General features: G+C 64.0%; 20 protein-coding genes and 4 tRNA genes. 12 read left to right on the top strand and 12 right to left on the bottom strand.

Annotated elements, in window-relative coordinates:
- Position 1 precedes the first annotated feature (1 nt).
- Complete coding sequence (htpX, locus tag AC56PL_RS02000) at positions 2-859, top strand: zinc metalloprotease HtpX (protein ID WP_497152870.1); 858 nt, start codon at positions 2-4, stop codon at positions 857-859.
- 7 nt (positions 860-866) lie between these two features.
- Here htpX and AC56PL_RS02005 read toward each other — a convergent pair whose 3' ends face one another.
- Complete coding sequence (locus AC56PL_RS02005; protein WP_495514758.1) at positions 867-2258, bottom strand: DHA2 family efflux MFS transporter permease subunit; 1392 nt, start codon at positions 2256-2258, stop codon at positions 867-869.
- Between the two features lie 131 nt (positions 2259-2389).
- On the opposite strand from AC56PL_RS02005, the gene AC56PL_RS02010 reads away from it, so the two are divergent.
- On the top strand, positions 2390-3409 hold the full coding sequence (locus tag AC56PL_RS02010) for an Lrp/AsnC family transcriptional regulator (protein ID WP_497152871.1): 1020 nt from the start codon (positions 2390-2392) through the stop codon (positions 3407-3409).
- A 53-nt stretch (positions 3410-3462) separates the two neighbouring features.
- On the opposite strand, the gene AC56PL_RS02015 is transcribed toward AC56PL_RS02010, so the two are convergent.
- Complete coding sequence (locus AC56PL_RS02015; RefSeq protein ID WP_497153548.1) at positions 3463-4362, bottom strand: LLM class flavin-dependent oxidoreductase; 900 nt, start codon at positions 4360-4362, stop codon at positions 3463-3465.
- A 132-nt stretch (positions 4363-4494) separates the two neighbouring features.
- Positions 4495-4986, bottom strand: a complete 492-nt coding sequence (locus AC56PL_RS02020) for a YajQ family cyclic di-GMP-binding protein (protein ID WP_020107934.1) — start codon at positions 4984-4986, stop codon at positions 4495-4497.
- A gap of 162 nt (positions 4987-5148) precedes the next feature.
- Here AC56PL_RS02020 and AC56PL_RS02025 point away from each other — a divergent pair.
- The 10 genes from AC56PL_RS02025 (at position 5149) to rplA (ending at position 10328) form a co-directional block, all read left to right on the top strand.
- Positions 5149-5229: transfer RNA gene (locus AC56PL_RS02025), tRNA-Tyr, on the top strand.
- Between the two features lie 159 nt (positions 5230-5388).
- Positions 5389-5461 (top strand) — tRNA-Thr (locus AC56PL_RS02030).
- Positions 5462-5527: 66 nt separating this feature from the next.
- Positions 5528-5604, top strand: a tRNA-Met gene (locus tag AC56PL_RS02035).
- A 178-nt stretch (positions 5605-5782) separates the two neighbouring features.
- Positions 5783-5950, top strand: coding sequence for a 50S ribosomal protein L33 (rpmG, locus tag AC56PL_RS02040; RefSeq protein WP_028463290.1), 168 nt, complete (start codon positions 5783-5785; stop codon positions 5948-5950).
- Between the two features lie 162 nt (positions 5951-6112).
- A complete protein-coding gene (locus AC56PL_RS02045; RefSeq protein ID WP_497152872.1) occupies positions 6113-7198 on the top strand; it encodes a fused (3R)-hydroxyacyl-ACP dehydratase subunits HadA/HadB in 1086 nt (361 codons plus the stop codon).
- Between the two features lie 215 nt (positions 7199-7413).
- A tRNA-Trp gene (locus AC56PL_RS02050) sits at positions 7414-7486 on the top strand.
- A 109-nt stretch (positions 7487-7595) separates the two neighbouring features.
- Complete coding sequence (gene secE, locus AC56PL_RS02055) at positions 7596-8087, top strand: preprotein translocase subunit SecE (protein WP_497152873.1); 492 nt, start codon at positions 7596-7598, stop codon at positions 8085-8087.
- A 43-nt stretch (positions 8088-8130) separates the two neighbouring features.
- Positions 8131-8988 (top strand): transcription termination/antitermination protein NusG, encoded by an 858-nt coding sequence (gene nusG, locus AC56PL_RS02060; RefSeq protein WP_495514762.1) that lies wholly within the window; start codon positions 8131-8133, stop codon positions 8986-8988.
- Between the two features lie 104 nt (positions 8989-9092).
- A complete protein-coding gene (gene rplK, locus AC56PL_RS02065) occupies positions 9093-9530 on the top strand; it encodes a 50S ribosomal protein L11 (protein WP_495514763.1) in 438 nt (145 codons plus the stop codon).
- An 84-nt stretch (positions 9531-9614) separates the two neighbouring features.
- A complete protein-coding gene (gene rplA, locus AC56PL_RS02070; protein ID WP_495514764.1) occupies positions 9615-10328 on the top strand; it encodes a 50S ribosomal protein L1 in 714 nt (237 codons plus the stop codon).
- Between the two features lie 147 nt (positions 10329-10475).
- On the opposite strand, the gene AC56PL_RS02075 is transcribed toward rplA, so the two are convergent.
- The 9 genes from AC56PL_RS02075 to AC56PL_RS02115 all read right to left on the bottom strand — a co-directional run bounded on the left by AC56PL_RS02075 (position 10476) and on the right by AC56PL_RS02115 (position 18992).
- Positions 10476-11474 (bottom strand): MsnO8 family LLM class oxidoreductase, encoded by a 999-nt coding sequence (locus AC56PL_RS02075; RefSeq protein ID WP_495514765.1) that lies wholly within the window; start codon positions 11472-11474, stop codon positions 10476-10478.
- 119 nt (positions 11475-11593) lie between these two features.
- Positions 11594-12454, bottom strand: a complete 861-nt coding sequence (locus tag AC56PL_RS02080; RefSeq protein WP_497152874.1) for an SMP-30/gluconolactonase/LRE family protein — start codon at positions 12452-12454, stop codon at positions 11594-11596.
- Positions 12451-13401, bottom strand: a complete 951-nt coding sequence (locus AC56PL_RS02085; RefSeq protein WP_497152875.1) for a sugar kinase — start codon at positions 13399-13401, stop codon at positions 12451-12453. Before AC56PL_RS02085 ends, AC56PL_RS02080 begins: the two co-directional genes overlap by 4 nt.
- Positions 13398-14024 (bottom strand): bifunctional 4-hydroxy-2-oxoglutarate aldolase/2-dehydro-3-deoxy-phosphogluconate aldolase, encoded by a 627-nt coding sequence (locus AC56PL_RS02090; protein WP_495514768.1) that lies wholly within the window; start codon positions 14022-14024, stop codon positions 13398-13400. Before AC56PL_RS02090 ends, AC56PL_RS02085 begins: the two co-directional genes overlap by 4 nt.
- Positions 14025-14058: 34 nt before the next feature.
- Complete coding sequence (gene dgoD, locus AC56PL_RS02095) at positions 14059-15207, bottom strand: galactonate dehydratase (protein ID WP_495514769.1); 1149 nt, start codon at positions 15205-15207, stop codon at positions 14059-14061.
- Positions 15204-15917 (bottom strand): FCD domain-containing protein, encoded by a 714-nt coding sequence (locus AC56PL_RS02100; RefSeq protein ID WP_495514770.1) that lies wholly within the window; start codon positions 15915-15917, stop codon positions 15204-15206. The genes dgoD and AC56PL_RS02100 overlap by 4 nt, the downstream gene beginning before the upstream one ends.
- Positions 15918-15955: 38 nt before the next feature.
- Positions 15956-16711, bottom strand: a complete 756-nt coding sequence (locus tag AC56PL_RS02105) for an SDR family oxidoreductase (RefSeq protein ID WP_495514771.1) — start codon at positions 16709-16711, stop codon at positions 15956-15958.
- Complete coding sequence (locus tag AC56PL_RS02110; protein WP_497152876.1) at positions 16708-17901, bottom strand: DUF4380 domain-containing protein; 1194 nt, start codon at positions 17899-17901, stop codon at positions 16708-16710. Before AC56PL_RS02110 ends, AC56PL_RS02105 begins: the two co-directional genes overlap by 4 nt.
- Positions 17898-18992, bottom strand: coding sequence for a zinc-dependent alcohol dehydrogenase family protein (locus AC56PL_RS02115; RefSeq protein ID WP_497152877.1), 1095 nt, complete (start codon positions 18990-18992; stop codon positions 17898-17900). The genes AC56PL_RS02110 and AC56PL_RS02115 overlap by 4 nt, the downstream gene beginning before the upstream one ends.
- Positions 18993-19024: the final 32 nt, after the last annotated feature.

Raw genomic sequence — 19024 nt, forward strand, 5'->3', positions numbered from 1 at the left:
AATGGGCAGCCATGCCAACGGACTGAAGACGGCCCTGCTGCTGGGCCTCATGTCGGCCATCATCGTGGGGATCGGCGCGGCATTCCAGAGTCCGGCCATCCTGGTGGTGGCGATCATCTTGGCCATCGGCGTCAACGGGTACGTGTACTTCAACAGCGCCAAGATGGCGCTGAAGTCCATGCATGCGCAGCCGGTCACCGAAGTCCAGGCGCCGGTGCTCTATCGCATCGTGCGGGAACTCGCGACCGTTGCCCGCCAGCCGATGCCGGCGCTGTACATCAGTCCCACCGAGGCGCCCAACGCTTTTGCGACCGGCCGTAACCCCAAGAATGCGGCCGTGTGCTGCACGTCTGGCATCCTTCAGATCCTCAACGAGCGTGAGCTCAGAGCTGTTCTCGGACACGAACTCTCGCATGTCTACAACCGCGACATCCTGATCTCGTCCATCGCCGGTGCGATGGCGGCGGTGATCAGTGGTATCGCCAACTTCGCGTTCATCCTGGGAGGCAACCGCAACGGCGGGGCGAATCCCGTTGTGCTGCTGCTGATCGCAATTCTCGGTCCGATCGCGGCGACGGTGGTCAAGCTCGCGGTGTCGCGGTCTCGCGAATATCAGGCCGACGCCTCCGGCGCCGAATTGACCGGTGACCCTTTGGCATTGGCCTCGGCACTGCGCAAGATCTCCGGAGGGGTGCAGAAGGCACCGCTGCCGCCGAACCCGGAGATCGCTGCGCAGTCACACCTGATGATCGCCAATCCCTTCCGGGCCGGGGAGCGGATGAGCAAGATTTTCGCCACGCATCCGCCGATGGAGGACCGCATCCGCCGGCTCGAAGAGATGTCGCGCGGACACCGCTGACCGTTGCCTACACGCGGGCGGGCTCGGCGGTCGGCGCGCTGGTGCGTCCGCTCAACAGTGCGAACACCACGGCGCCACCGATGATCCCGACAATGCCCGCGACGGCGAAGGCGCTGTCCAGTCCGGACGTGAAGTTCGTCGAACTGTGATCGGTGTCGGAGCCGGTCACCGTCTGGAAGACCGACCCGAGGACCGCGATACCCAGCGCAAAGCCGAGTTGGCGGGCTGTGTTCACCGCACCCGAGGCGACGCCCGATTGCCGCGGCGGTACCGCAGCCAGTGCGGTGGCATTGAGTGCCGGTGACATCACACCCACGCCGATACCGATGATCAGCAGGCCGGGAGTTGCTGCATACCAATCCGACCCGGGTCCGATGAGCATCAGTGCCAGCGATCCGACACCGACGATGACAAGCCCGCCGCCGATGGTGATACGCGGGGACACATCATGCAGAAACTTCCCGCCGACACCGGCGACGAGGAACGCCATCACCGGCATGGGGAGAACGGCCAGTCCGTTGTTCAGCGGCGACAATCCGACTGTGCCCTGCATCCAGATCGCGATCAGCGGCAAGCTCGAGAACGCGGCGATGCTGATACCGAGGGCTCCGACCACGCTGCCGGTCAGGCCGCGGTGGGTGAACAGGCCGAGCGGCAACATCGGGGCTTCCTGCTTGCGCTCGACGAGCACAAAGGCAGCCAGCATCACCGCGCCCACCGCGAATGCGGCCAGGGTGACCGGTGCGGTCCAGCTGTCCTCGCCACCATGGATGATCGCGTAGGTCAGTGATGCCGCGCCGACGCTGAATGTGAGCACGCCGGGGATGTCGAGTCTCAGGGCGCGGCGGTTGTCGGTCTTGAACGCGGTCGCCGCCAGCCACAGGGTGATCGCCGAGAGCGGCAGGTTGACAAAGAAGATCCACCGCCAGTCGAGCAGATCGGTGAGTAGGCCACCGAGGACGACCCCTACTCCGGCCGCGGCGCCGCTGACAGCGCCCCACGCTGCGAAGGCCGTTCCGCGGTCGCGCCCGGTGTAGGTGGCGTGCAGTAGGGCGAGGGTGGTCGCGAACATGGCGGCGCCGCCGATGCCCTGGACGCAACGGGCTGCGATCAACACGGCGACATTGGGCGCCAGTCCGCACGCCAGCGAAGCGAGCGCGAACACCGCGATACCGATGAGGTAGATCTTTTTGTGTCCGACACCGTCGGACAGGCTGCCGGCGGCGAGAACCAGCGCGGCAAGCACGAGTGCGTAGGAATCAAGCACCCATTGGAGTGCAGAGAAGCTGGTGTCGAGGTCTGACTGGATGTCGGGGAGGGCGATGTTGACGATGGTGATGTCGATCAGCAGCATGAATGTGCCGAGACAGGCGGCGACGAGTGGTGTCCACTTGCGCATGGTCAGGTCCTTTCGGTCGAGCCGTAGTTTGTTGTCCCTGAGTGTGCGGACTCCCGCCGACAATCCAGCAAGCCTGACGTCGATAATCGAGATAACCTCCATTCCCATGGGACGATCTGGAGGAATCAGCGATGATCGATGACAATGACCGCAGAATCATCCATGCTCTCGGTTACGACATCCGGATGTCGTTCGCCAAGATCGGTGCGGTGCTGGGCATGGCGGAGCAAACAGTCGCGCGGCGCTATCAGGCGATGGTGCGCGGTGGGGTCCTGCAATGCACCGCACTGATCGACTCCCTTGCGCTCGGTGTCAGTCAGAGCGTCCTGCGAATCACGCCGGTTCCGGGCAGCGGCGGCACGCTCGCAACGGCGCTCGGGCGGCATCCGGATATGAGCTGGGTGAACCTCACCAGTTCTCAGGTGATGGCGGTCCATCGCCCCAAGTCGACAGGGGAGCGCGATCAGATGGTCACCGATCTGCTTCCGAAAACATCTCTGGTGCAGTCGATATCGTCGCACACGGTGGTGCGTCGATATCCGCTGGTAGCCCGCATGCCGAGTTTTCCGGAGCTGTTCGAACCCGAACAACTCGAAGCATTGAAAGATGCTGCCGAGACGCGATTTTCGATCATCGTGGAGCATGAGCGGGACGAAAGATCCTGTCGCGCAACGCTTCAGCCCGACGCTGACGATCGCAAGATGGTGAATATGCTGGAGCGGGACGCGCGAATGCCCTACGCGAAGATCGCGGACAACCTCGGGTGGACGCCCGCGCGGGCCGCGCATCGACTACGTGAACTCGTCGACAGTGGCGTGGTGTACCTCGATCTCGATGTATCGCTGCCGCAACTCGGGGTCAGCTTGGCGGCCATCATCTGGGGGAAGGTTCCGGTCAGCCAACTCGATGCCGCAGGCAGTGCTGTCGGGACGCTACCCGAGGTCCCCTTCGTCTGCGCCACCACCGGAACCACGAATCTGATGGCGTCGGCGCTGTGTCGCGACACCAGCCATCTCTACGAGGTGATGACGGCCGGGTTCGGAGGCGTCGCGGGTATCGATGACATCGAGGTGACCCCTGTCGTCCGCCAGATCAAACAGGCAAGGGCCTTCGTCAGCGCAGGCCGGGTGCAGCAGGTGGCGGTTCGTTGATCCAAAGGAACGCAGGATTACGCGGGCCGTCTCCGCAGGCGATTTCGGTCTGATCAGGCCGAACGGTCCTGTAGTCGAAGGTCTTTGACGATCTCCGCGACCCGATCGAGCTGCCCGATGTCGGAACTGGTTGGTATGAGGTGGATCTCGTCGGTGCCGATCGCGGCGAACTTCTCGAGCACGATGGCGAGTTCGGCGTCGGAGCCGGACCAACCCGTTGTGGGTGCAATCGCGTCCACGAACTCGGCCGGAATCCAGTTCATGTAGTGGCGCAGGTGCTGATGTATCTGGGCGCGAGCGGGTTCGGGGTCGCCGAGCGCGAACCAGAATGACGTGGCGAGGTGGGGTGGCTTCGCGCCGGCCTCTGACCATGCGGTGGAGGCGATCTCGAACAGCTCCCGCTGCTTGCCGACGTCGATGTCCAGTGTGATGCCGGCCAATCCGTCGGCCCATGCGGCTGCGCTGCGCAGTGTCTTGGGTCCGATCGTCCCGACGAGCAGCGGGGGACCGCCCTCTTGAATCGGCATGGGCCCGACCGGGAGTACCGAATCGGTCTGGCGCTGCCCGGCCCACACGCGTTTCATGACGTCGACGCGGTCGGCCATCTGCCGCATCGTCTGGGTTTTCGGATCAGCACCCACCGCCCGGTAATCCTCGTGTCGACCACCCACGCCGATACCGACGGTGAGCCTGCCGCCGCTGAGCACGTCTCCGGTGGCGAGTGCTTTCGCCAGCATCACCGGATCGTGCAATTGCGGCACGATCACGGTGGTCACCAGACGTACCCGCTCGGTCCACGCTGCCACCGCGCCCAGCAGCGTCAGGCTGTCGGGATTGTCGAAGGCGATCCGTTCACCCCAGCAGAGCGACGAAAACGGGCCTTCGTCGATTGCCCTCGCCCAGGATCTGAGCATTGCCGCATCAAGGTCCGGTTCCATCACCGGCATCGTCATTCCGACCTGCACGGGCCTGATTCTGCGGCATCGACCAACCGGGCGTCACCGAATTCGTCCCCCCGGACCGGTCTCCGAGGGCAATTTGCCCTCGGAGGGCACTTCAGGGGGACGAAGTCGGGGGAGCCTGGGTTACCGGTAGTTCACGAACTGCAGGGCGATCTCGAAATCTTTGCCCTTGAGGAGGTTGATCACTTCTTGGAGGTCGTCGCGCTTCTTGCTCGACACCCGGAGTTCTTCGCCCTGGATCTGAGCCTTGACGCCCTTGGGGCCCTCGTCGCGGATGGCCTTGGTGATCTTCTTTGCCTTCTCCGAGTCGATGCCCTGGACCAGCGAACCGGTGATCTTGTACGTCTTGCCCGAGCCCACCACGTCGCCGGCGTCGAACGCCTTGAGCGAGATGTCCCGGCGGATGAGCTTCTCTTTGAACACCTCGAGCCCGGCCTGGGCCCGCTCCTCGGCATCGGAGGTGATCACGATGTTCTCTTCGCCGGACCACTCGATCGTGGTGTTGGTACCGCGGAAGTCGTAACGCTGAGACAGCTCTTTGGCGGCCTGGTTGAGCGCGTTGTCGACTTCCTGGCGGTCGAGCTTGCTGACCACGTCGAAACTTGAATCTGCCATAACCGAGAAGGGTAGTCGGGTCCGCGCCCGAAACGTTGCATCCCGGTCCAAAAGCTTCAGATCCGGTGCCGCTGAGCAGCGCATTTGTGAATCTGGGGGGTACCCAATGTAATGTTTCCCGCGTTGCTTTCCGACGGTCCAAAAGACAACGGAAAGTGGCACGGCAGGTTGCCCGAGCGGCCAAAGGGAGCGGATTGTAAATCCGCCGCGCAAGCTACATAGGTTCGAATCCTATACCTGCCACAGCGCCAGAAAAGCCGCCTCGAGCTGAGTTTTTTCAGTGAGAGGCCGTTTGGTGCGAAAGAGGGACGAACAGCGGATTTGGCACCAGCCGGGCGCGCTGTGTAATCTCGATGAGGCCCTGAAGCAAGGGTGCCGCAAGGCGCCGGAGCAAAGAGCCACGCCCCCTTAGCTCAGTCGGTAGAGCGTTTCCATGGTAAGGAAAAGGTCGACGGTTCGATTCCGTCAGGGGGCTCGCTGGACTCAGGATCGAGCGGTGGGACTGCTAGACGCCGCCCCGCCGTAGTCGATTCCGGGCCATGGCGGTGTAGCTCAGTTGGTTAGAGCGAACGACTCATAATCGTTAGGTCGCCGGTTCGAGTCCGGCCATCGCTACCAGGTCGCCTCCGGCAACGCGCTAGCAGGTCGCCTCCGGCAACGCGCTAGCAGTGCCGCTTGCGGCAATGCACCACCACTGCCGCCTGCGGCAACGCGCTAGCAGTATCGCTCCGGCGATGACCACCGAGTGTCTCCCCTCAAGGAGACACACCACACGATCCACCTGAAAGGCAATCCCGTGGCCTCCTCAACAGACGTGCGCCCCAAGATCACCTTGGCCTGCGAGGTTTGCAAACACCGCAACTACATCACCAAGAAGAATCGGCGTAACGACCCCGATCGCCTTGAGATCAAGAAGTTCTGCCCTAACTGCGGAACTCACCAGAACCACAAGGAATCGCGCTAGCCACCATCTGGTGGTCAGTCGCTGACTGCCTATTCGACCGGGGACGCGCCAGTGTTCCCGGTCTTTGGTGTTGAAGAAGAAAATGGCGCCGCGGCACCCCAGCTCTGATCGATGATCGCCCCGCCCGCGTCCAATGGATAGTTGAAAGATGAGGTCGGTCGAGTGACGAATGCGAGCGAAGCCAAGGTCGAGCAGCGCCTCGAACCGCTCGGGGACGGCGAGAAGCAGACCCCCGAACAGATCGCCGAGCACACGCAGAAGATGGTCGGCTTCAAGTACACCGTCGACGACTACTACGAGGTCGGACGCGAGAAGGTACGCGAACACGCCCGCGCCGTGCAGGACACCAACCCCGTGCACTGGAACGAGGAGAAGGCCCGCGAGATGGGTCACGACACCCTCGTGGCCGCTCCCACGTTCGTCTCGGTACTCGGCATCATCGCGCAGCGGCGCCTGTTCGAAGACGTTGTCACAGGCTACGACCTCTGGCAGATCATGCAGAGCGATCAGCGGCTGGTCTTCCATCAGCCGATCAGGGTCGGCGACCAGCTGGTGTGCGACGTCTCCCTCGAATCCTTCCGTCAGATGTCGGGAACCGACCTGATGGTCACCAAGAACGTCATCTGGAATCAGCGCAATGAACCGGTGATGACCACCTTCACCAGCCTGGCCGCACGCGCCGCGGTGGAGGCAGACCCGGCGCTGGTCGACAAACTCGAGCACGTGATGATGAAGGAACCCGCCGGTATCAACCCGGGCAAGACGGTCGAAGGGCCGTTCGCCCGGTATGACGAACCGGACCCCATCATGTCGCCCCAGGCCTACGGTGCCGTCAACTTCGATGAGCTCACCGTCGGCCAGGAACTCCCGCCGCGGACCTTCAAGCTCACCCGTGGCAACCTGATCAACTATGCAGGGGTTGCCGGAGACCCGAACCCCATCCACTACAGTGATGAGGTCATCAAGGTCGCCGGCCTGGACGACGTCGTCGCCCATGGCATGCAATCGATGGGCCTTGGAGCAAGTTTCCTCGGCGAGTTCATCGGCGACCCGGCGGCAATCTGCGAGTACAACGTGCGCTTCACCAGCCCCGTGTACGTACCCGCAGACGACTACGCATCTGTCGATTTCACCGGCAAGGTGAAGTCGCTCGATCCGGAAACCCGGCGCGGGCAGATCTCGATGGTCGCAAAACAAGGTGAGCGCAAGATCTTCGGGCGCGCGCTCGCCACAGTGCAGTTCAACTGAATCTCTCGTACCGACCCGGGTAATCGACGGACAAAGCCCAGCTCACAGAGCTGGTTGGAGTTCGACCCACCTGGTGACGTACACTTCTAAAGTCTGAGATTTACTCAAACTTGCGCGCTGCCCTAAGGGTGGCGCGTTGGTTTTGTGTAGTCCAGACGCCGGGTCGACGAGGACTCGAGGGCCATCACGTGGTCAGCGAAGCCGAGACGACCCAAAGGGGCGTAGCTCAACTGGCAGAGCAGCGGTCTCCAAAACCGCAGGTTGCAGGTTCAAGTCCTGTCGCCCCTGCCCTTGGCGGTGTGTTTCACACACCGGAAGGGCAACCGATGTCAGTTGTTGTGTGGCAGGGCCCAGGCCCGGCACGCCAGCAACGGACTTCAGCCACGAGAGGATCAAGTTGAGCAAGCGCGACCGCGCCGAACGCGCCAAGAACGCGGCCGAGCCGACCGACGAGGTCGAGCTCGACGCTTCTGTGGACTCCGCAACGGATTCGGTGGACGACGACGCCGCCAGCGGTGATACCGCAACGCAGGCGCGTCCTTCGGGCAAGCGTTCGCCGCGTGGCAAGCGACCAAACCTCGCGAAGAGCGACAGTGGCGATGATGACGATTCCACTTCGTCGGCCGTCACCACCAAAGACGCCGGCAAAGACAAGAAAAAGAACGGCGCGCGCAAGCGGGTCAAGCCGGAAGACAGCCGCAATCCGTTCATGCGGCTCTACGTGTTCCTGACGCAGGTTGTCAGTGAGCTCAAGAAAGTCATTTGGCCGACCCAGAAGCAGCTGATCCAGTACACGATCATCGTGCTGATCTTCGTGATCGTGATGGTTGCGTTCATCTCTGCGCTGGACCTGGGCTTTGCCAAGGGAGTTTTGTGGTTGTTCGGGTAACCAACCCGAGCGACTGCTTCGAAGAAAGGGAGCGTGGGCTGCAGTGAGCACCCCCGAGAACGACGCTGAAATCAGCGAGACCGAAACCGACACCATCGATCAGGCGGCCGGTGATTCGGGCGCTGTTGACAGTGGCGTCTCCGACTCCGAACCGACCGACGAGGCCCCCGACACCGAGACCTCCGACAGCGACGACGACGCCGCCGAAGAGACCCTCGACGAGGCTGCCGACGCCGCAGAAGTTGTCGATGCCCCAGAAGTTGCCGAGCCCGAGGAAGAAGAAGACCCGGTCGAGGCACTGCGGAAGTCTCTCAAGAAGGCTGCCGGCGACTGGTACGTGATCCACTCCTACGCCGGTTACGAGAACAAGGTGAAAGCCAACCTCGAGACCCGCGTGCAGAACCTCGATGTCGGCGACTACATCTTCCAGGTCGAGGTTCCGACCGAAGAGGTCACCGAGATCAAGAATGGTCAGCCCAAGAAGGTCAACCGCAAGGTGCTGCCCGGCTACATCCTCGTTCGCATGGAACTCAACGACGAGTCGTGGGGCGCAGTGCGCAACACGCCCGGCGTCACCGGCTTCGTGGGACTGACCTCGCGTCCGTCCCCGTTGTCGATGGACGACGTCCTCAAGTTCCTGATGCCCCGCACCGAGCCGAAGAAGGCTTCGGCCAAATCGGGCGCCGAGGGTGGAGGAGACCTGGCCGCCGCAAGCGCGCCGGTCGTCGAGGTCGACTTCACGGTCGGCGAGTCGGTCACCGTCATGGACGGACCGTTTGCAACGCTGCCTGCGTCGATCAGCGAGGTCAACGCAGAGCAGCGCAAGGTGAAGGTGCTGGTTTCGATCTTCGGTCGTGAGACCCCGGTCGAGCTCGCCTTCAACCAGGTCGAAAAGATCTAGCAGGTCTTTTCCGGCCCAACAGACTTTCACGTCTCCAGCGGGCGTGAAACCGGGCTGAAGCAAGTCATCAGCCCAAGCGACATCAATCAGAAACAGGGAAAAGGATGCCCCCCAAGAAGAAGAAGAAGATCACCGGGATCATCAAGCTCCAGATCAACGCAGGCGCCGCCAACCCGGCACCGCCCGTGGGTCCGGCACTTGGTCAGCACGGTGTGAACATCATGGAGTTCTGCAAGGCGTACAACGCCGCGACAGAAAGCCAGCGCGGCAATGTCGTGCCTGTGGAGATCTTCGTCTACGAAGATCGGTCCTTCGACTTCAAGTTGAAGACCCCGCCGGCCGCGAAGCTGCTGCTCAAGGCTGCTGGTCTGCAGAAGGGCTCGGGAGAGCCGCACAAGACCAAGGTCGGCAAGGTCACCATGGATCAGGTCCGTGAGATCGCAAAGACCAAGCAGGAAGACCTCAACGCCAACGACGTTGAGCAGGCCGCGAAGATCATCGCCGGAACCGCCCGCTCCATGGGCATCACCGTCGAGGCCTGAGCTTCCAAACCCAAGTAATCGTGGCAGGGCCGGCTCGGTCCGCACCACCAAACCGCATGTGTTGCGGAGAAAGACAGAGCAAATATGAGCAGGAACAGCAAGGCATACAAGGCCGCAGCTGAAAAGGTCGACAAGTCCAAGCTCTACAGTCCGCTGGAGGCTGCAAAGCTGGCCAAGGAGACCTCTTCGACCAAGACCGACGCGACCGTTGAGGTTGCAGTCCGTCTCGGTGTCGACCCCCGTAAGGCCGACCAAATGGTGCGCGGCACCGTCAACCTTCCGCACGGCACCGGTAAGACCGCCCGTGTGATCGTTTTCGCCGCCGGCGACAAGGCCAATGAGGCCCTCGCTGCCGGAGCTGACGAGGTCGGCGCCGAGGACCTGATCGAGAAGATCCAGGGAGGCTGGCTCGACTTCGACGCCGCGATCGCCACCCCGGATCAGATGGCCAAGGTCGGCCGCATCGCCCGCATCCTCGGACCGCGTGGCCTGATGCCGAACCCGAAGACGGGCACCGTCACCACTGACGTGACCAAGGCCGTCAACGAGATCAAGGGCGGAAAGATCAACTTCCGTGTCGACAAGGCCTCGAACCTGCACTTCGTCATCGGCAAGGCTTCGTTCGACGAGAAGCAGCTGGCCGAGAACTACGGCGCTGCGCTGGACGAGATCCTGCGTGCGAAGCCGTCGGCGGCCAAGGGCCGGTACCTGAAGAAGGTCACCGTCTCGACCACCACCGGACCGGGCATCCCGGTGGATCCGTCGGTGAACCGCAATTACAACAACGAAGACGTCTGAGCACGCACGTCTGAACTGACATGAGGCCGGGACTCCCCACGGGGGGTCCCGGCCTTTGTTGTTGTTGGCCCTGAAATCCGTCAAATATGGGGGGTCAGAGGGAGTATTTCCCTCTGACCCCCCATATTCGACAGACTTCAGGGTGGATCAGACCTGAGCGGCCTTCATCGCGTCGGCGGTGAGTTCGAGTGAACGCAGACGGCCTTCGATGGAGACGGACTGATGGCAGACCATCAGTTCGTCGGCCTGTGCGATCTCGGCGAAGTCCTCGAGATAGCGGCGGGCATCGTCGCCGGTTCCGACTCCGGTGTACTTCATCATCGTGGCGATTTGATGTCCCTCGCGTGTGGTCAAAAAGGCGTCGATCTCTTCGTCGCTGTACTGCGGCGTCGACGGTCCTCTGGAGATCAGGCCACGAACGCGGATTCGTCGCAACGCCTCGAAGTCCGCGGCGGCAGCGTCGGGATCGTCGGCGGCGACAATGTTCACGCCGGCGATGACGTAGGGCTCGGACAGTTGTTCCGACGGCTTGAAGTCGCGGCGGTACAGGGTCACTGCCTGTTGCAGGGCATCGGGGGAGAAGTGCGAGGCAAACGCGTACGGCAGACCGAGGTGCGCCGCGAGCTGGGCACCGAACAACGACGAGCCGAGGATGTACAGCGGCACATGGGTTCCGGCCCCGGGGACTGCGGTGATCCCCGGAATCCGGGACTCGTCACCCAGAAAACCCTGCAGCTCGAGCACATCCTGGGGAAACCGATCGGCTGAGCTGTTGTCGCGGCGCAGGGCGCGCATGGTGGCCTGATCGCTGCCGGGTGCCCGGCCCAGGCCGAGGTCGATCCGGCCCGGATGCAGCGTTTCCAACGTCCCGAACTGTTCTGCGATGGTCAGAGGCGCATGGTTCGGGAGCATGATGCCGCCGGCGCCGAGTCGAATGGTCTCGGTATGCGCGGCGATGTGTGCGATCAGGACGCTGGTGGCCGAAGACGCAATCGTTGCCATGTTGTGGTGCTCGGCATACCAAACGCGCTTGTAGCCATGCCGTTCGGCGGCGCGGGCGAGTTGCACACTGCCTGCGAAACTTTCGCGAGCACTCTGCCCGGGGGCAATAGGGGCGAGGTCGAGAATGGACAGGGTAGGAGACATGCCTTGGGGCCTTCTTAATCCGCGTATATGTGTGAACAAGACGTACAAGAGAGACAACGCCCCGGCGGGCCAGTCCCTTCCCGAACGGCGTGTATCACTCCAGATAGCCGAGAGGCTCGTCACCCGAAAACGGCGGTCGGAACACCCACTGCGGTTGTCGATGCCGTCAAGAGTGCCCCGTCGAGTGGGCCGGGCGACCGGAGCCCGTGAGTGGCAGTGGTCACGAGGATTCGGCCGGGCTTGTCGGTGCTCAGGGCGATACTCGTCGGCTGCGCCGCCGGAATCTCGATGACGTCCACGAGCTCGCCGCTGGGTGAATACCGGTGAAGACGGTGACCACCCCAGAGCGCTGACCACAGGTGACCGTCCGAGTCGACGGTCATCCCGTCCGGACTGGCATCGTCAACCGTGGCGAAGATCTGGGGTTCGGGATCGAGTACGCCGCTCGGGGAGAGCTCGAAACGAAGGATCAATCCGCGCGCACTGTCCGCCAGATACATGGTCCGCGCGTCCGACGAGAAGACCGGACCGTTCGGGGTGGTGAGCCCGTCCAACACGACGTGCACCTCGCCGCTCGGGTCCACGCGGACCAGCCGCCCCGCGCCCGGTGTGCCGTCGTAGGGCATCGCGCCCGCCCAGAAACGACCGAGCGGATCCGCGGCGCCGTCGTTCATCCGGGTCTCGACCGACGAATCGGCGAAGGGTTGCGCCAACCAATCGACGCCATCTTGGTCGTCGAGGACGACGATTCCGGTCCCGGCCGCGGCGATCAGTCCGCCCGCGGCCCGTGGGGCCACTGCGCCCAAAGGCACGTCGAGGCCGAGTCGTTGACGTGGGCTGCCCGACCCGTCTGCGTTGATACTCAACAGCTTTCCGGCAAGCAGGTCGACGAACAGGAACTCGGATCCGATCCACCGTGCGCCCTCGCCGAGCTCGTATCGGCTGTTTCCGACTGCCGACCAGTCTCCGACCACGCTCATCTCAGCGCCGACCCGGACTCCGCGGCGATGAGGTCGAGCTCGTCGCGCCGAGGCAGTCCTTCCCAGTCACCGGAACTGGATACGGCGAAGGCGCCCAGCGTGTTTGCGCGAGCGAGCCGGGAGGGCAGGTCGGCGCCGTCGAGGTGTGCGGAGAGGTATCCGGCACAAAAGGCGTCGCCCGCACCGATCGAATCGACGACCGTGACGCGGTGACCTGGTGCCTCGACGACCGCCCCGGCGGTGTGTGCGACCGCTCCGCGGGCGCCGAGTTTGACCACGACCTCGACCACGCCGGAGTCGAGCAGTTCCGTGGGAGTGTCTGCGACGAGCGGCAACTCGTCCGCAGATGCGATGACGATGTCGGCGGACCGGGCCAGCGGTCTGAGCACCATGGCGGCGGTTGCCGAATCCCACAGGCGCGAACGGTAGTTCACGTCGAACGAGATCAAGGTACCGATCTCACGCGCCCGCCGCATGGCCTCGCGGACAGACTCGGCAGCACTCGGGGAAAGAGCGGGCGTCACCCCGGTGACGTGCAAAATCCGGGGTCGCTGATCCAGTGCTGCCAGAGAATCCGTCGAGCTCAGACGCGCGCCCGCAGAATCATGCCGGTGGTACTCGACGCGTGTGACGTCCGGTAGCCGCTGTTCGAACATCACCAGGCCGGTAGCACGTTCGGTGTCGCGGGAAACGCTGTCGACCAGAACGTTCTCGGCCCGAAGAGTGCGAAGGACGAACTCGCCCGATTCGTCGTCACCGAGTCGACCACCCCACTTGACACGGTGCCCGAGCCGGGCGAGCCCGATTGCCACATTCGACTCCGCTCCCGCCACAGCGAGAGTTGCGTCGGCTCCGAGGCTGATCCGCCCCGAGCACCGAACCGCGATCATGGTCTCACCGACCGTGACCACGTCGAGTTGCGCTGCGGCAGAGATATCTGAGCTCATCGTGAGGCCTGCACGGCCGCCAGGAAGGCGCGCGCACGACCGCGCAGGGCGTCGAGGTCGCCGCCATCGGGTGCGTCCCCGCACAACGGGCTGGCCACCCCAACACCCGTTGCACCATAGGAAAGATAGGCGGCGATCGAGTCCGCATCGACCCCACCAACAGGGATGAACGGTACGTCCGGGAACGGCGCGCGAAGGTCTTTGATGTACTTCGGACCCATCACTGAGGCGGGAAAAATCTTCACCGCGTCGACGCCGAGGGCGACTGCAGCCACGATCTCGGTCGGGGTCAGTGCCCCACACAAGACGGGAATCCCGGCGTCGACGGCCGTCGTGACGGACGGGGCGAGCGCCGGTGTGACGACGTAGGTCGCACCCGCATCCCGGACGCGTCGGACATCGTCGGCGGTGAGAACCGTGCCGGCGCCGAGTTGGACCCGACCGTCGAGGCGAGCGGCGATGGCCTCGATGACGTGCAACGCGTCTGCGGAGGTCAGCGACACCTCGAACATCCGCACACCTTCATCGGCTAGTGCCGAGGCGGTGTCTATGGAGGCCGCGGCATCATTTCCGCGAATGATGCCGAGAAGGCGGTGTTCACGAAAGTCGTCGAGCAGTGTCATTGAGTTGCCTTTCTTTCGATCGCGTTGTGGGAAGTCACCATTCGGCGAATGACCCATCGGGGTGATGCCAGATCGGGCCGTGCCAGCTGACCGCTGTCTCGTCAGCCGCTCGGACAGCGGCCTCGTCGATCTCGATACCGAGGCCCGGGGCATCCCATCGTTCGACGTGACCGTTGGTGAATTGCAGCGGTGCCCGGTCGAGGACGTAGTCGAGTAGTTGCGGGGCGCCGTCGTTGTAGTGGATACCGATGGACTGTTCCTGGATGAGGAAATTGGGTGTTGCAAAAGCGACCTGGAGACTCGCGGCCAGCGCGAGGGGGCCGAGTGGACAGTGTGGTGCCAGCAGCGCACCGAACGGCTCCGCAAGCGAAGCGATCCGGCGGACTTCAGAAATACCGCCTGCGTGCGAGATATCGGGCTGGACCACGGACACGCCGGCCTCGAGTACAGGAAGGAATTCACCTCGACTGAAGAGACGTTCACCCGTGGCGATCGGGACGGTGCTCGACTGAACGACATCACGCAGGCGGTGGCCGAACTCCGGGAGGACCGGCTCTTCGACGAACAGGGGTCGCAACGGCTCGAGCATCGGAAGCAGTCGGCGCGCATCCGCGACACCGACACGCCCGTGGAAGTCGACCGCGACATCGTTGTCGTTCCCGATGGCGTCTCGCACCTGCGACAGACGGTCGACGACACCGTCCAATTCTGCCGCGGTGGCCAGTCGGCCGAACTTGCCGCAGGCGTTCATCTTCAGCGCCGTCAGGCCCGATTCGACCTGTGCCCGTGCCGCATCCGCGATTTCGTTCGGTTCGTCGCCACCAATCCACCCGTATACGCGAACCCGTTCGCGCACCGCACCGCCGAGCAGCTGGTGAACCGGGACTCCGAGAGACTTGCCGAGAATGTCCCACAGAGCCTGATCGATTCCGGCGACGGCACTGGAGAGGATCGGTCCACCTCGGTAGAATCCCCCCTTGGTGAGCACCTGCCAATGCGCTTCGATCGTGCGAGGATCACGCCCGATCAGTAGTTCGCCGAGCTCGTGAACGGCAGCGCGGACGGTGTCGGCCCGACCTTCGATGACGGGCTCACCCCACCCCACGATGCCGTCGTCGGTCTCGATGCGGCAGAACAGCCACCGTGGCGCGACCGCGAACGTTTCGATTGCGGTGACCTTCACTGTGTTTCCTCACTGTCGAGCAGACCGAGCACGCTCGACAGGTCGTCGACCGATTTGTCGAGCAGGGCCCTTGTCAGCGATACCGCACCCGCGGCATCCCTGTTGCGGATGGCATCGACGACCGCCTGGTGAACGGGGACGGGGTCTTCGGTGCTGTGGTTGTGTACCAAGGAGTCTCGGACCAGCAATGCCGGCTCGATGAGCACACTCATACTGGCGAGCATTTCGTTGTGCGCGGCGCGCAGCAGAAGTCCGTGCCAACTGAGGTCGGCTGCCGCGGCTTCCTCCACGGACTTCGCGGTTGCCATGGCGGCGAGGGCGACGTCGAAGTCTGCGAGATCGGTGTCCGTGCGGCGCAGCGCGGCCAGTCCGGCGGCGGAGGGTTCGAGAATGGCCCGCACCTCGGCGAGTTCGGTGAGCATGGCGGCGGCGTCGCCGGCGGAATGCCGCCAACGTATTACGTCCGTGTCCAGCACATTCCATGCCGCACGCTCTCGCACATATGTCCCACGCCGCTGCCGGGAGTCGAGTAAACCTTTGGCAGCCAACACTTTGATGGCCTCGCGCAGCGCGGTCATGGACAGATCCAGTTCGGACCCGAGTGCCCGGAGGTCGAGGATCTCGCCCGGGGGGATGCTGCCCGCGACGATGCGCGAACCCAGCACCTCGACCGTGGTGCCGTGCAATCCACGCCCTGTGTAGCCGGTCATCCTTCGACACCGTATCGGTTCATTGGCAGGCCTTTCACTCAGGACGAGTTCTTCGTGATGCTCCACCCACCATCGACGGCGATGGCCGCCCCGGTGATGAAGGACGCGGACGGGCCGAGCAGGAACTCGATGGGACCCGCGACCTCTCGGGGGTCTCCCAGCCTGCCCATGACGGTCTCTTCCGCACTGGAAACACGGTCGTCGGCGCCGACCCCGTCCCACTGTGCCGTCAGGATCGGTCCCGGCAAGACGCAATTCACGCGGACCTGTCCGCCGTACTGCACCGCCAGTTGTCGGGTCAGACCGGTGAGGCCGGCTTTGGTCGCGGCATAGCCGGGTACGTTCGGGAGTCCGAAGTTTGCGTGGACCGACGAGACCAGGACCACAGACCCGCGATTGTCCCGGCGCAGATCCTCCAGGCAGGCGCGCACCCCGTGGAATGTACCGGTCAAGTTCACGTCGAGTTGGCGTTGCCAGGACTCCAGCGTCATCTCGTGGATCGGCGTGTGGTCGGTGGCGAGCGCGTTGCTCACCAGTGCGTCGACCGGGCCGAGCAATTCATGGGTGCGCTCGAGGGTTGCGGCCCAATCGGATTCGGACGTGACGTCGCCGCGGTAGGCCACCGCGCGTCCGCCCGTCTCCTCGATGTCGGATGCAACAGCGCGCACGGCGTCGTCGCGGTCCAGCAGCGACACCGCCCAGCCCGAAGTCGCCATCGCCCGTGCGGTCGCGGCACCGATTCCGCGCGCAGCGCCTGTGATGAGGACGGTTCCTGGGTTGAGCCGTGGGGTCATGATTCTTCCATTCTGCCGAGGTCGTGCTCGGTGCCGGAGCGATGCTCGCGAATCGTGACTGACCGCCCGCCGGTCGCGCCGGCGTCCGTTGACGTGGTACCTGCGAAAACCGCTGTGGTGAACACCCCGTCGACGAAGATGTCGCCGGACGTGTAGGCGCCGAATTGGCCCTGGTCGGTCCAGTGACCGACGGGGGTGAGTGCCGTGACCTCCGAGTTGCCGTCGGTGACGCCACTGCGAAAGTCCAGACGGGTGTGTTCTCCCGGACCCAACGTTGTGGCGGGGCCGAGTACCTCGGTCTCGACGATCCGGTGACGCGGTTGGAGATCACCGAGATGCGTGATCGGTTCGGTCAACGGGTGCTCCATCCACACCTCGACACGTGACCCGTCGTCGGGGTAGCCGCCGTGTGGGTCGACCGCGAACCCCTGTGTCGCAGTCACCCCGAAGGCTGTATGCGTCAACCACCCTGCGGCACCGGGAAACCCGACCTTGCCGACGACATCCTGGTGGGGCACGTGCACGCGCGCATCATCGCGGATCTCGAAGCGGGGGACACCGGTACCCACCGCGAGTGGGATACCGCGGTGGTCGCCGCGTTCGACACCGACATCGACGCCACCGCTGCCAGGCCCACCCCCGGCGCGTTGGGTGACATTCCACAGCGACCACCGGACGGGGTCGAAAGAGGTGTTGAGCGCGCCGAGTCGGGTGTCGAAACAGCTGCGTCCCTCGTGCAAGGTCATCGCCCGGCTCAGTGTCAACCCGGTGCGTGGATCGTGCCCGCTGGTCATGGTCAGCGTCACCGAATCAGTTGTGTGCGTCAGGTTCCAGTCATAACCACCCGAGTCGAGGACCGGATCCGGCGGACCTGCCCACTCGGTTGGTCCCGACCAGCCCTGCGGTGCGGGCCAGGTCTTGTCGCCCCCGTAGTTGTTCCAGGTGCTCATCGGTCCGGACACCGGGACGGGCACGTGGCCTTCTTGCGGATGCAGGTTGTCGTCGAGGAGGGCGTTGTTGCGCCACAGTGTTTCTCGGCCTTTGAGCCGGATGGACAGGAGTCGCCCACCCAGTGCCGGCACAAAGCCGAGCCGGAGCACGGAATTGTCCAGCCAGACGACGTCGGGGCGCGCTGAACTGCCCCTGTCGATGTCGACGAGGATGTCGGGGTGCGGCAGATGCGGCGTCACTGCACCGAATCCGAGACGAACACGACCTTGCCGCGACTTCCGCCTGCGGCCAACGCAAACGCGCCCTCCGACTCCTCTAGCGTGAAACGATCACTCACGATCGCCTCGGGTCGTAGGCCCCACGCGACGAGGTTGTGGGCAAGGTCGGACATGGCCTGCAGGGAAGTCACCCAGGACGCGTGCAATGTCAACTGCTTGTGCAACAGGGCATCCGAGACCTCGGTGTCGAACCGGCCACCCTCACCGATGAACGACACATGGCCCCATTCGGCGGCATGTCGCACGGCGGTGGCGCGTCCGGGCTCCGAACCCGACGCGTCGATGGTGAAGGCGAACCCGGCGCCATCGGTCAGTTCGGTCAGCGCGGATTCAGCGTCTTCGGGCGCGACGGTGGCATCAAAGATATCCAGTGAGTCGGCCCAGTCGCGGCGAACCTCGGACAGCTCGACACCGATGACCCGGCGGGCACCCATGCCGCGACCGATCATCCCGGCCGCGAGACCGACGGGTCCGAGCCCTACGACCAGGAGGTCACCTTCGCCGCTGACACCGATGCGGCGAAGCCCCTCATACGCGGTGCCGAATCCGCAGGCGATCAACGCTCCGTCGACATAGGACAGCTGCTGCGGCAAGGGCACACAGGTGCGCTCCTCGACGAGCACGTATCGTGCGTTGCCACCGTCGCGCTGCCAACCGTAGGACTCCCGGGCGGGGGAGGTGCAGCTGATGTAGTAGCCGCGCCTGCAGTTGTCACACAGTCCGCAACCAGCGATGTGATAGACGATGACGCGGTCACCTACGCCGAAGCGCGCGCAGCCCGGACCCGCGGCGACCACTCGTCCGGACGGCTCGTGGCCGGAGACGACGCCGCGATAGGCAGGCCCGTCGACTCCGCGATGTGTCTTGTATTCGCGGTAGATGTAGCTGATGTCGGTGCCGCAGATGCCTGCCGCACCCACCTCGACGAGTAGCTGTCCGGGTCCCGGTGTGGGGACCACGACCTCTCGACGCTCAGTTGTCGAGTTGCCGGGGAGGTAGACGCCGATCATCGACTTCGCGATGGCCGGAGATTCTGAGTCGACTGTGGTCACGATTCCTCCTGCAGGCCTGTGTGTTTGGTGTT

Source organism: Williamsia sp. Y721, from assembly GCF_059683565.1.